Here is a 13,356-nt window from a genome sequence, read left to right as displayed (position 1 = left end):
CATCCCCGGGGTCAGCTCGGTGACATCAGTTCGGTGGCGAGCCGGTGGATGGCGTCGGTCAGGACCGCCACCGCCAGCAGGTACTCGGGCAGGTCGATGTGTTCGGCAGGGGTGTGGTCCTGGTGCGGGTCACCGGGGCCGTAGGTGGCGATCGGCACGCGCCAGGCCGGGCCCAGGACGTTCATGTCGGAGGTGCCGAGCTTGAGCTTGAACTCGGCGTTCCCGGTGTGGGCCCGGATCGCGCCGGCCAGGGCACGGGCCACCGGATCGGCACGGGAGCTGCGGATCGCCGGAGTCACCTCGAGCACGGTGAGCTCCGCATCCCCGGCCAGGTCTCGCACCTCGGCCAGGAAAGCCTTGGTGTCGAAGTCCAACGGCGTGCGGCAGGAGATGACGAGGTCGGCCCGGACGAGGTCGGCCGTCATGCTGATCAGGGTGGGGGACAGCCGGTCGAACACCCGGCCTCCGTCCACCGCGTACCGCGAACGCAGCGACTCCCAGAAGGCGGCGGCGACCTCGGCGGCGTTGGGTTCCGGCGTGCTGGTGTGCGCCTGCGGCCGGTGCATGGTGCACGTGAACCGCAGGACACCCTTGTAGCCCACGACAACCGTCCCCACGCCACTCGGTTCGCCGATCACCACGGCGTCCGCGTGCTGGGTGGCCACGACGTGGTGCGCGCCGACGGAGTCGCGTTCCTCGTCGACCGCACCGACGACGACGATCCGTGCGCCCGCCGCCCTCGCCTGCGCGGCGGCGACGATCATGGTCGCGAGCGGGCCCTTCGCGTCCACGGAACCACGGCCGTGCAGGCGGTCGCCGTCGAGCCGGACCGGTGGCCCGCCGGGAACCGTGTCCAGGTGACCGAGCAGCATGATCGTGGGGCCGCTCGGTTCGCCGATCACGCCGATGGCGTTGCCCGCGGCGTCGACGTGCGCCTCGAAACCCAGCTCTGTCATGACGCCGACGACGAACTCGGCCACGTCGCGCTCGTCGCCTGACACCGACGGGATGGCGACCATCCGGTGCAGCAGGTCGATCGCCTCGCTGCGGGACACCGCGCGTCCGGTCGTGGCGGGGGAGGTGCGTGTCATCAGCCGCGCCCGTCCGTGGTCTGCTCGGCGAGCTCCTCGATGGTGTGCCTGCCCAGCAGGACCTGGAGCGGGAACTCCAGGCCGAGCTCACGGGTGCGCTGCAACACGTTCACCGCGCGCAGCGAGTCGCCCCCGAGCTCGTAGAAGTCGTCCCGGACGCCGACGTTCGACACACCCAGCACCTCGGCCCACAGCTTCACCAGCAGCGTCTCCACGGGTGTCCTCGGTGGCACGCGGACCGACTCCTCCAGGTCCGCCGCCGGCAGGGGCAGTGCGGCCGGGTCGATCTTCCCGTTGGCGGTGACCGGGAACGCGGGCACGGTCACGAACTGGCCGGGCACCATGGCGGCGGGCAGCCGGGCGGCGAGATGGCGCCGGAGCTCGTCCAGGGCGACGTCGCCGTCCGCCACGAGATAGCCGATGACGCGCGGGTTGCCCCGGCTGTCCGGCCGGACGACCACGACCGCTTCGGTGACCGCGGGGTGCGAGCGCATCGTCGTCGCGATCTCCGCCGGTTCGACGCGCTGGCCGCGGATCTTGACCTGGTGGTCGGTGCGGCCGAGGAAGGTCAGTCGCCCCTGGGGGTTCCAGTAAGCGCGATCGCCGGTCCGGTAGACGCGCGTGCCGTTCTCGTGCGGGAGGAAGGCGGCCGCGGTCGCCCCCGGTTGACCGATGTAGGCACGCGCGTTCTGCACACCCGCGAGGTACAGCTCACCGGGAACGCCAACGGGCACAGGCTGTCCGTGTGCGTCGAGCAGCAGCACCTGAACGCCGGGCAGCGGGTCGCCGATCGGGATCCGGCGGCCGGTCATCGACGGCTCGACCTGGCAGTGCGTCACCTCGACCGCGGCTTCGGCCGGCCCGTACATGTTGTGCAGCTCGACGCCGGGGAACGCGGCGAAGAAGTCCGCTGCCAGCTTGGCCGGCACCTCCTCGCCGCTGCACTGCACGCGCCTGAGCTGCGGCACGTCGGCGCCCGTGACGCCGGAGTCGATGAACAGGCGCAGCATGGACGGCACGAAGTGCGTGTGCGTGACGCCGTGGCGGACGAAGAACTCCTTGAGGTACAAGGGATCACGATGACCGCCCGGTGCGGCGAACACCGCCCTGGCACCCGCGAGCAACGGCCCGAGGAGCTCGGGCACGGCCACGTCGAACCCGATCGGCGTCTTCTGCGCGACGATGTCCTGAGCGCCGAACGGCATCCTCGCCGCCACCGCGCGCAGCCGGTTGGCCAGGCCGTCGACCGTGTTGACGGCCCCCTTGGGCACGCCGGTCGAACCGGACGTGAACACCACGTACGACCCGCTGCCGCCCGGAACCTCCACTGGCGCCAACGGGTCTCCGGTCGCCTCGCCGATGTCGGCGACACGGGCGCCGCCGGTGACACGAGCGCGTGTCGTGGCCGAGGTGAGCACGATGCCCGGTCGCCCGGCGGACAACACGGCCGCGAGCCTTCCGTCGGGGTAGTCGGGATCCAGCGGCAGGTGCGCCCCGCCCGCCTTCAGCACGCCCAGCACGGCGACGGCCAGATCGACTCCGCGTTCCAGGCACACGCCGACGCAGTCGCCCACCTGGACACCGTTGGCCCGCAACCACGACGCCACGCCCGAGGCGCGGATGTCCAGTTCGCGGTACGTCAGCGAGTCACCGGTGGCGTCCGCGACGACCGCGACCGCGTCCGGTGTGCGTGCGACGGCCTGCTCGAACGACTCGGCGAGTGAGGGCAGCGGCTCGGCGAGCTCGGTCGACCCGGTCATCGCCAGAACCTGGTCCCGCTCGGCCGCGGACAGCACCGGGGTGGTCCACAGTGGAGAGTCGAGGTGATCGGCGAACTCGGTCAGCACGGTCACGAACGCGTCCAACACGCGTTGCGCGGAAGCCTGCTCGAACAGTCCGGTGGAGTACGCCAGTTCGGCGGCGAGACCGTCGTCGGCGGGCGCGAGGTACAGACCGATGTCGAACTGGGCCCCTCCGCTGGGCACGCCGACCTGCTCCACCTGCACGCCGGGGAGACCGAGGCTGCCGCTCGGGGTGTTCTGCAGGGCCAGCAGGGTCTGCGGGATCTTCACGCCGTCGCCCAGCGCCTGCTTGATCCACTCGAACGGCACGTCCTGGTTGGCCAGCGCGGCCAGGCAGACCGCACGGCACCGCGCCAGCGTCTGCCGGAGCGTCTCGTGCGGGTCGAGCCGCACGCGCAACGGCAGGGTGTTGACGAAGAACCCGACCACACCGTCGAGCTCGTCGCTGGGCCGACCGGCGACCGGGGTGCCGATGACGAGGTCGTGCTGGCCGCTCCACCGCGACAGCACCACCGACCACGCGGTCACGAACACCATGAACTCGGTGGCGTTCTCGGTCTGCGCCGCCGTGGCGAGCCGCTTCACCAGAACGTCCGGCAGGACCGTGCGGACCGAGTCACCCTGGTAGCTCGTGGCCGCTGCACGGGGGTGGTCGGTCACCAGGTCGAGCGCGGTCGCCCCGGACAGGGTGGTTCGCCAGAACTCGAGCTGCCCGGCGATCTCGTCACCGGTCAGGAAGTCCCGTTGCCACAGCGCGAAATCCGCGTACTGCATCTCGGGCTCCGGCCACTGCGGCGGTGTCCCGCCCACCAGTGACGTGTACGCGGCACCGAGCTCCGCCACCAGGATGCCCAGCGACCAGCCGTCGACCACGATGTGGTGCACGCACAACACGAGCACCCACTGCGGCTCGGCGGCGTCGGTGACCCGCAACAGCCGCGCGCGCAGCAGCGGGGGAGAGGACAGGGTGAACGGCTCGTCGACCACGGCGCGGATCGCGTCGCCGAGCTCGGTTTCCACGGTGTCGCCGGCGGTGAACGGGACGGTCAGCGCGGAGATCGCGACCTGCGTGACCGCGCCGCCCTCGCCGATCTCGACACCGGTGCGCAGCGCCTCGTGCCGGTCGACGAGCAGTTGCAGCGCCCGCCGCAGGCAGTCCGCGTCCAGGTCGCCCGTCAGCCGCAGCGCACCGCTGACGTGGTAGGCGCTGCCCGCGCCCATCTCGTGCAGCATCCACAGCCGTTCCTGGCCGAAGGACGCCGGGAAGACGTACGTGTCGGTCACCGGGTCCTCACCTCCCATTCCTGATCTGCAGACGTTGCCGGTCCCGCCGTGCCCGGGACAGTCGGTGATCTCCCTGGCTCACCGCCGGGAGCGCGCGTCGTCGGGTGACATCGGTCCGGCCATGGCGGGTGCGGGCAGCGCGGCCCGGTCGAGCTTTCCGCTGGGCAGCAGAGGAAGCCGGTCGAGCACCACGAAGACCGCCGGCACCATGTGGTCGGGGAGCAGCGCGGCCAGGTACGCGCGCAGCTCGGAGGTGGACGGGCGCTGCCTGCCGCGCGGCAGCACGTAGGCGGCCAGCCTGCGTTCGCCCAGGTTGTCGTCGAACGCGAGCACCACCGGGTCGATGACCGCCGGGTGCGTCGCCAGCTCGGCCTCGACCTCGCCGGGTTCGACCAGGAACCCGCGGATCTTGATCTGCTGGTCCAGCCTGCCGAGGAACTCGACGTCCCCGTTGGCCAGGAACCGCGCGTGGTCGCCGGTGGCGTACATCCGGCCGCCGGGCTCCGCGCTGTACGGGTCGGGCAGGAACCTGTCGGCCGTCATCCCCGGCCTGCTCCAGTAACCGCGGCCGGGTCCGGATCCGCCGATGAACAGCTCACCCGGCACGCCGACGGGTACGGGCCTGCCGTGCCGGTCGAGGAGGTAGACGCGGTGGTTGGCGAACGGTCTGCCCCACGGCACGCCTCCCGGGTAGTTCCGGCGAGTCAGGCGGTGGGCGAGGCTGCAGTACGACGACTCGGTCATGCCGGCCAGGTTCAGCAGCCGGATACCCGGGACCAGCTCCGCGAGCCGGCCGGGCAGCGCGGGTGGCATCCGGTCCCCGCCCAGCCCCACGACGCGCAGCCGCACACCGGGCAGGCCGCCTCGCCTGCCGGTGTGCCGGACCAGGGCGTCGAGCAGCGCCGGTGCCGAGCTCCACGCCGTGACCTCCTGGCGCACCAGGAGATCCAGCAGCTGATCGAGGTCCGCGGTCTCGGCGTCGCTGGGTACGACGACGGTCGCGCCCGCCGCGAGCGCGCCGAAGATCTCGTAGACCGACATGTCGTAGCTCAGCGAGGAGATCGCCAGCACGCGGTCCCGCGGAGTGAGGTCGTAGACGTTGTTGACCCCGTGGAGCGTGTTCACGACGCGGGCGTGCTCGTTGGCCGAACCCTTGGGCAGACCGGTCGAACCCGACGTGTAGATCACGTAGGCGAGACCGGCGTCGTGCACGGGGACGTCCGGCCGGGTGACGGGCTGATCTTCCGGCCACTCGGTGTCCAGGCACACGAACCGGACCGAATCCTCGATCTCGACCGACGAGTGCGTCAGGATCACCGGCACGTTCGCGTCCTGGGTCATGTGCGCCACTCGCGACCGCGGGTAACCGGGGTCGAGAGGCACGTATCCCGCTCCCGCCTTGAGGATGCCGAGCGCCGCGACGATCATCAGCTCGGACCGCGGCAGCGAGATCCCGACCAGCTGCTCGGGCCCGACTCCGAGCTCACGCAGGTGGTGCGCCAGCTGGTTGGCGCGCGCGTCCAGTTCGGCGTACGTGAGCGTGTGCTGCCCGGCCACCACGGCGGTGGCGTCCGGAGTCCGGTCCGCCCAGTGCTCGAACATCCCGTGCATGGTCCGCGGGCCCTCGAACGGCACGGTCGAGCCGCTGAGTTCCCGGGTGATCCGGGTGCTCTCGGCCCGCGTGATCAACGGCAGTGCCGACACGGCGTCGCCGGGCCGGGACACGCCGTGCCGCAGCAGCAAGACGAACGCGTCGGCCATCCGGGACGCGGTGTCGCGGGTGAACAGGTCGGTGCTGAACTCCAGGCGCCCGTCGATGCCGCCGTCCGCGTCGGGCACGAGGTCCAGCGACAGGTCGAATCTCGTGGACACCGAACGGACCGGTAGCTCCTCGATGATCAGCCCACCGAGTTTCACGGGTGCCGGCGGCGCGGCGCGCTGTGTCAGCGTCACCTGGACCAGGCCGTCGGTGCGCCCCGCGTCGGTGATCATCCGGTCGCTCGGGTAGTCCTGGTTGGCACGGGCCGCGGTGCGGACGTGGAGGGCGGCCGCGACCAGGTCCGCGAACGCCGGATCACCGGACAGGTCCAGGTGCAGGGGCAGGACGTTGACCAGGCACCCGACCATCGGCTCGGTCTCAGCCGTGGACCGGCCGGCGACGGGGGAGCCGATCACCACCGCGTCCTGGCCGCTCCACCGCCACAGCAGGGCGGCGAACGCGGCCAGCAGCGTCGCCTCGACCTCAGCCGCCGACGCGACGAGGTCGGCCGGCAGGCGGAAGGGGATGGCGTCACCGCGCGAAGTCCGTGCGGCGGAACGGGACTTGTCCGTCGGCAGCAGCAGTTCGCCCGCGCCCGCCAGCGCCGTCCGCCAGTGTTCCCGCTGAGCGTCCAGCTCACCGCGGTCGAGCCGCGCACGTTGCCACACCGCGACATCGCCGTACTGCACCGGCAGTTCCGGCAGCGGGGACGGCCGGCCGTCGCGGAAGGCCTGGTACAACGCGGCCAGCTCCGCGCGGATCACGCCGATCGACCAGCTGTCGCACGCGACCTGGTGCACGCTGAGCAGCAGCACGTGCGCGCGGTCGTCGACCCGCAGCAGGCTCGCCCGCAGCATCGGAGCGGTCGCCAGGTCGAACGCGGTGGCGGCCTCACGCCGGCCGGCGTCGTCGATCGCCCGCTCGACGTCGGGCGCGTCCCTGATGTCGCGCACCGGCAACGGCACGGGCGCCGGCGGGCTCACCACCTGGTGGGGCGTGCCGTCCCGCTCGACGATGTTGGTCCGCAGCACCTCGTGCCGCCGCACGATCTCGTCCAGGCACCGGCTCAGGACTGGGATGTCGAGGTCTCCGGTGAACCGCACCGCGCCCGCGACCACGTGCGCGGGGGAGCCGGGATCCACCTGCTCGAGGAACCAGAGTCGTTCCTGCGCGGGCGAACACGGCAGCCGCCCGTCGCCGCGGTCGGCCCGTGGTACCGAGCGTGACTGTGCGGCCGTCCGACTGTCTACTGTGGACTCAGCGTGCATGAGGCCGCCCTCCGACGTTCGGACCCGAGCATCGTGGCCGGGAGGTGGCGTCCTCAAGTCAGGGACATGCCTGACTTATCCCGCCCGTGCGGCCCGGGAGAACGTGAGAATCCCAGGAAGGAGCGACATGATCATCGCCTTGTGGGCGGCCCCGCGATCCCGGTCGACCGCGCTCTTCCGTTCGATGGTCGAGCACGGCGGGCTCCTCGCCCTGCACGAGCCGTTCTGCAACATCTCCGACTACGGCTCCACCACCGTCGGCTCCCGCGAGGTGCACACCCACGCGGAACTGATCGCGGCGATCCGCGAGCTGTCCGCGACCCGCACGGTGTACTTCAAGGACACCACGGATCTCCGGTACGACGCGGTGCTGGCCGACCGCGAGTTCCTGGCCGAGGCGCGGCACACGTTCCTGATCCGCCGCCCCGACGAGATCGCGGCCTCGTTCTACGCGCTCAAGCCGGACATGGTGTGCTCGGACATCGGCCTCGAAGGCCTGTACGAGATGTACCAGGCCGTGCTCGCCGCGGGCGGGCAGCCGCCCGTGGTGCTCGACGCCGCGGACGTGGTCGACGCGCCGGGGGAGATGCTCCGCGAGTACTGCGACCGCGTGGGGATCGACTACCGCGCCTCGGCGACCACCTGGTCCTCCGGGGAACGTGCCGAATGGGCGCAGTCCGCCCGCTGGCACAAGGGGGTCAGCGAAAGCACGGGCTTCACCGCCACGTCGACGACGTACGCGGACACGGTGGACAACAACGAGAAGCTCGCGGCCTTCAGCAAGCACCACGAGCCGTTCTACGAGTTGCTCGCGGCTAACCGCCTAGTGCGGTGAGGAGTTCGGCGCGCAGGTCGGTCGCCGTCCCGAACCACTGGGCGTCGACCGCCGCGCGCCGGTAGAACAACTGGGCGTCGCTGCGTTCGGTCATCCCGTAGGCGCCGTGCAGGTGCACCGCCTCCTCCGCGCTCTGCCGGGCGACCGCACCGGCCAGCAACACGGCCCGCGCACCCGTCGCCGGGCTCGGCTCCGTGCCGATCAGCGCCAGGACGGCCTCGGCCTCGGCGTACAGCGCCGCCAGCCGGTACGCCAGCGCCGTGTTCTTCGCCAGGGGCTGACCGAACGCCTTGCGCTCCTTCAGGTGGTCCGCGGTCAGCCGGATCGCGGCCTTCGCCGAGCCGGCCAGGTACGCGGCGTGCCGCATCCTGGCCCGCGCCAGCACTCCCGGGTAGTCGGCGGTCACGTCCTTCACCTGAGCCGCCGCGTCCTGGATCTCGACGGTGTGCAGGTCGCCGCGGCCGATGTCGTCCTGCCGGGACGTCCGCACGCCGGGCTGCCGCACAGCCACGAGTGCCGCCGTGTTCCCGCCGACGACGAGCAGATCGTCCACTTCGGACGCGAACGCGACGAACCTCCGCACCGCCGTGACCCTGCCGTCCTGAACGGAGATCGGTGCGGGCGTGGCGGGGTTGTCGGTGCCCTTCTCCCGCAGGGCCAGGGCGACCGTGCGGCCCGGGGAGAGCGAGAAGATCTCCGCGGCTGCCACGGTGTCCAGGAACGGGCTCTGGTACAGCGCGGCGCCCATCAGCTCCGCGGCCCGCAGCACCTCCACTGTGGACTGCTCGGACTCGGTGAGCGCGGCCAGCACCTGCCGCCGGGCCTCCTCGTTCACCGGCGTGTGGTCGCCGCGCCGCCGTTCGCCCAGCCGGCGCAGCAGCGGGATGGTCTCGTCGTCGAACAGGTCGGTCAGCGTCACAGCAGCCCCAGTTCACCGGTCGCGATGAGGTACAGCATGACTTCGGAGGTGCCGGAGGCGAGGCGGAGGCTCGGCCCGGTCCGGTAGGCCGACTCGACGGTCCCGTCCGCCGGTGCGGCGCCGTCCCAGGAGGTCAGCGCGGAGTCGAGGCCGTCGATCTCGGCCGCGGCCCGCAGGATCGGCCGGAACTGCTCGGAGGCGTACCACTTGGCCATGGCCGAGCCGCCCGGTGAGGGCCGGTCCTCGGCGAGGTTGCGCACCTGCTGCCACGCCAGCGCGTGCGCCGCTGCCAGCCGCGCGTCGAGCTCGGCCAGTTCCGGCGACAGACGACCGGTGGCGCGGGCGCGCTCGATGACGGTGTCCAGCAGCACCCGTGCCTTGGCGTGGAAGTCGATGCCGGTGCGTTCCAGCAGCAGCAACGAGTTCATCAGGGTCCAGCCGTCGTGCAGGTCGCCGACGACGGCGTCCTCGGTGAGCAGCAGACCGTCGATCACCACCTGCGTGAACCGGTCGTTGCCCATCGACTCGACGACGGACACGTGCACGCCCGCGGACTTCAGGGGCACGAGGAACAGCGTGATGCCGTCCATCCCGACACCGCTGGAGCGGGTGCGTGCCGCGCACAGGGCCATGTCGGCGAACTGGGACTTCTGGTTGTAGATCTTCGTGCCGTACAGCCGCCAGCCGTCGCCGTCCGGCCGCGCCTCGGTCCGCAGGGCGGCGAGGTCCGAGCCGCACGAGGGCTCGGTGAACAGCACGGTGGCCATCCGGGTCCCGTTCGCCAGCGCGGGCAGGTGTTCCTGCTTCTGGGCCTCCGAACCGCTGTGCAGCAGGAAAGTACCGACGATGCCGATGCTCAGCGTGTGCAGGTCGTCCGGGACGCCCGCGTACAGCATCTCCTCGGTGAGCGCCGCCGCCTCCGCGGGTCCGAGGCCGAGGCCGCCGTACCGCTCCGGCCAGTGCGGCGCGAGCCAGCCGCGTTCGCCCAGCCAGGAGTAGACGTCCAGGCGACCGGTTTCCGCGGTCGGTGGCAGAGCGCGCATCTCGGCGACCGCGTCCTGAACCCGTTGGGAGGAAAGGAAAGCGCGGATCTCCTCGCGGAAGTTCATGACGACTGCCGGTCGACGGCGGCCAGCAACTCGGCCAGCTCGTCCGGGGAGGCGGCCTCCAGCTCCCGTTCCTCCACCAGTGACGCGAGATCGCCGAGCGTGGCGTGCAGGAAGAAGTCGCGCAGCTCCAGCCGGACCCCGAAGTTCTCCAGGATCCTGGTGGCCACCTGGGTGATCTTCAGCGACGTGCCGCCGATCGAGAAGAAGTTGTCCTGCACCGTGATCGAGTCCGCACCGAGCAGCTCCTTCCAGATCTCGGCGAGCGCGATCTCGGTGGCCGTCGCGGGCGGCGACGCGACCGGAAGAGCCGCTCCCGGTTTGGGCAGCTGGTTGCGGTCGAGCTTGCCGCTCGCGGCGCGGGGCAGCGACGGCAGCACGACGAACGTCGACGGCACCAGGTAGACCGGCAGTGACCTGGCCAGCTCGGCCCGCAACCCGGACGTGTCGACGTCCACACCGGCGACGTACGCCACGAGCTGGGCGTCGCTGCCACTCCCGGACACCACCACGGCCGCGTCCTCGATCCGCGGCAGCGCCAGGACGGCGTGCTCGATCTCGGCGGGCTCGACCCGCAGGCCGCGGATCTTGACCTGGTTGTCGATCCGGCCGACGAACTCGATGTTGCCGTCCGCGCGGCGGCGGACCAGGTCCCCGGTGCGGTACAGCCGGCCGCCGGGTGCGCCGAACGGGTCCGGCACGAACTTCTCCGCGGTCAGATCCGGCCGGTCCGCGTACCCGCGAGCCACACCCACGCCGCCGATCAGCAGCTCACCCGGCACGCCGACCGGCACCGGCTCCCCGAACCGGTCGACGACGTACGCCTGGTAGTTCGCCATCGGCACGCCGATCGGCGGCATCGCGTCGTGGTGCTCGTGCGGGCAGAGGTGGTCGACGCACGCCACCGTCGCCTCGGTGGGGCCGTACCCGTTGTGGAACATCCGGTTCCCGGTGTTCCAGGCGTTCACCAGCTCACCGGGGAACGACTCCAGGCCGACGAACAACGCCCGCAGGTCCGGCAGCGCGGCCGGGTCGAGCAGCCGCAGCACGGCCGGTGGCAGGTCGGTGACGGTGACCTTCTCGGACCGCATCAGCTCCGTCAGCCGCGCCGGGTCCAGCAGGTCCGCGCGGGGCGCCTGGACGAGCGTCGCGCCGCTGCACAGCGCGCCGAAGAAGTCGAAGAGGCTCACGTCGAACGCCGGATTCGCGAACTGCAGCACGCGATCGCCGACGTCCAGGCCGAACAGCTCGATCACCGCGGGGGTGAAGCCCGCGATCGACCGGTGGGAGACCTGCACGCCCTTCGGCCGCCCGGTGGAGCCGGACGTGAAGATCACGTACGCGAGGTTGTCCTGGTGCACCGCGAAGTTCGGCCGCGAGTCGTCCTGCGCCGCGACGGCCGGGTCGTCCAGGCACACCGCCCGCACTCCCTCCGGCACGCCTCCGGCGAGATCCGTGGTCGTGACGACGATCGTCGCGCCGGCGTCGCCGAGCACGAGCTCGCGCCGGGCGACGGGATGGTCGGGATCCAGCGGCAGGTACGCCCCGCCCGCCTTCAGCACGCCCAGGAACGCGGTCGGTAGCTCCGGCCCGCGCTCCAGCAGCACGCCGACGACGGTCTCCGGGCCGACCCCGAGCGAGGACAGGTGCCGGGCGAGCCGGTTGGCCCGTTCGTCGAGCTCCTGGTACGTCAGGGAAACACCGGCGAACCGGGACGCGACCGCGGTCGGTGCTCTGTCCACAACGGACTCGAACAGGTGGTGCAGGCAGCGTTCCGGCGGGCCGTACGACTTCTCCGTCCGGTTGGCGTCGACCACCACCTCGTCGTACTCGGCGTCCGTGAGCAGCCTCACCTGGCCCAGCCGCAGCCCGGGATCGTCGAGGAACAGCTCGAGCGCGCGGTGGTAGTGCGCGAACAGGCGCTGGATCCGGGCGCGGTCGAACAGTTCCGTGGAGTACTCCGCCCACAGCCGCAAGCCGCTCCCGGCCACCTGGGTCACTTGGAACGCCAGGTCGAACCGTGCGGTGCCGATGTCGGGCGAGTACACCTCGGCGGTCAGGTCACCGACCGTCGCCGACTCCGCGGACGCCTGCTGGAGGGTGAACGACACCTGGAACAGCGGGTTGCGGCTCGGGTCGCGCTCAGGACTCAGCTCGTCGACCAGCCGGCCGAAGGGCAGGTCCTGGTTGAGGTGCGCGTCGATCACGGTCTTGCCCGTGCGCGCCACCAGCTCCCGGAACGTCGGGTTGCCCGCGGTGGACGTGCGCAGCACCAGGGTGTTGGCGAAGAAGCCGATCAGCGGCTCGACCTCCGGCCGGGTGCGGCCGGAGAAGATCGAGCCCACCACGACGTCGTCCTGACCGCTGTAGCGGGACATCACGGCGGTGAACGCGGCGAACGCGACCGTCAGCACGGTGGCCCGCTCGGTGACGGCGAACGAGGCCAGCTTGCGCGCCAGCGACTCCGGCAGCAGGGCCTCTTCGATGGAGCCCGCCTGCGTGCGTTCCGCTGGTCGCGGCCGGTCCGTCGGCAGGTCGAGCGTGGGCAGGTCGTGCAGCTGCTCGCGCCAGTACCGCAGCTGGTCCTGCGGCGCCTCGCCGGCCAGCCAGTCCCGTTGCCAGACCGCGTAGTCGGCGAACTGCACGGCCAGCGGGACGGCGTCGACGGGCGCGCCGATCGCCCGCTGGTAGCTCGTGACCAGCTCGCGCAGGATGATGTCGACGGACCAGCCGTCCGTGGCGATGTGGTGCATGGCCAGCACCAGGACGTACTCCGTGGCGCTCACCCGGCCCAGCGCCGGTCGGCACACCGGCCCGGTGCTCAGGTCGAACGGCTCCCGCACGAGCGCTTCGACGTACGAGCGCACGTCGGCGGCGGCGATGTCCGTGACCGGCAGCGGGACGCGCTCGGGGGCGGGCTCGACCTCCTGGTAGGGCACGCCGTTCTCGCTCGGGTAGCGCGTGCGCAGGATCTCGTGCCTGGTGACGACTTCGGTGAGTGCGCGTTGGAGCGCCTCCACGTCCAGCTCGGCCCTGAGCCGCAGCACCATCGGCGCGTTGTAGACCGGCTGGCCCTGCGACCACTGGTCGAGGAACCAGAGGCGCTGCTGGGCGAACGACAGCGGCAGCCGCCGGTCCCGTGCGGCGGGCTCGATCCGGGTGCCGCCTCCGTGGCTCGCGGTGTGCTGCCGGTTGCGCAAGGCCAGTACCGCCTTGCGCGCTTCAGCGAGTCCACTCGCCGCCGGTCGGGATGGCGGATTCGGCATGCTCGGCTCCTCGGCTGCGCGACAGA

Annotated in this window: 7 protein-coding genes; 1 reads left to right on the top strand and 6 read right to left on the bottom strand. The window is 71.6% G+C overall.

The genetic code is table 11. From position 1 onward, the window contains the following. Window positions 1–11 precede the first annotated feature (11 nt). The 3 genes from ACH413_RS07595 to ACH413_RS07585 all read right to left on the bottom strand — a co-directional run bounded on the left by ACH413_RS07595 (window position 12) and on the right by ACH413_RS07585 (window position 7,078). On the bottom strand, window positions 12–1,091 hold the full coding sequence (locus ACH413_RS07595) for a [LysW]-lysine hydrolase (RefSeq protein ID WP_360033679.1): 1,080 nt from the start codon (window positions 1,089–1,091) through the stop codon (window positions 12–14). Further along, window positions 1,091–4,177, bottom strand: a complete 3,087-nt coding sequence (locus ACH413_RS07590) for an amino acid adenylation domain-containing protein (RefSeq protein ID WP_360033682.1) — start codon at window positions 4,175–4,177, stop codon at window positions 1,091–1,093. The genes ACH413_RS07595 and ACH413_RS07590 overlap by 1 nt, the downstream gene beginning before the upstream one ends. Before the next feature lie 78 nt (window positions 4,178–4,255). Beyond that, on the bottom strand, window positions 4,256–7,078 hold the full coding sequence (locus ACH413_RS07585) for an amino acid adenylation domain-containing protein (protein ID WP_396424921.1): 2,823 nt from the start codon (window positions 7,076–7,078) through the stop codon (window positions 4,256–4,258). Window positions 7,079–7,331: 253 nt separating this feature from the next. On the opposite strand from ACH413_RS07585, the gene ACH413_RS07580 reads away from it, so the two are divergent. Next, window positions 7,332–8,039 carry a sulfotransferase family protein gene (locus tag ACH413_RS07580; RefSeq protein ID WP_360033688.1) on the top strand — a complete coding sequence of 236 codons (708 nt, stop codon included), beginning with the start codon at window positions 7,332–7,334 and terminating at the stop codon, window positions 8,037–8,039. Here ACH413_RS07580 and ACH413_RS07575 read toward each other — a convergent pair. From ACH413_RS07575 to ACH413_RS07565, 3 genes are read right to left on the bottom strand one after another with little or no spacing between them, the layout of a single operon-like run. Beyond that, entirely contained in the window at window positions 8,020–8,958 is a 939-nt protein-coding gene (locus ACH413_RS07575) for an acyl-CoA dehydrogenase family protein (protein ID WP_360033690.1), read from the bottom strand. The two genes, ACH413_RS07580 and ACH413_RS07575, sit on opposite strands and share 20 nt — an antisense overlap. Further along, window positions 8,955–10,067, bottom strand: coding sequence for an acyl-CoA dehydrogenase family protein (locus ACH413_RS07570; protein WP_360033693.1), 1,113 nt, complete (start codon window positions 10,065–10,067; stop codon window positions 8,955–8,957). Before ACH413_RS07570 ends, ACH413_RS07575 begins: the two co-directional genes overlap by 4 nt. Then, complete coding sequence (locus ACH413_RS07565; protein WP_360033695.1) at window positions 10,064–13,330, bottom strand: amino acid adenylation domain-containing protein; 3,267 nt, start codon at window positions 13,328–13,330, stop codon at window positions 10,064–10,066. The genes ACH413_RS07570 and ACH413_RS07565 overlap by 4 nt, the downstream gene beginning before the upstream one ends. Between the last annotated feature and the right edge of the window lie 26 nt (window positions 13,331–13,356).

The organism is Lentzea sp. NPDC020367 (assembly GCF_044387305.1).
Taxonomy (GTDB): domain Bacteria; phylum Actinomycetota; class Actinomycetes; order Mycobacteriales; family Pseudonocardiaceae; genus Lentzea.
Note: the sequence above shows the minus strand (reverse complement) of the source record. Positions and strands in the feature narration are given on the sequence as shown.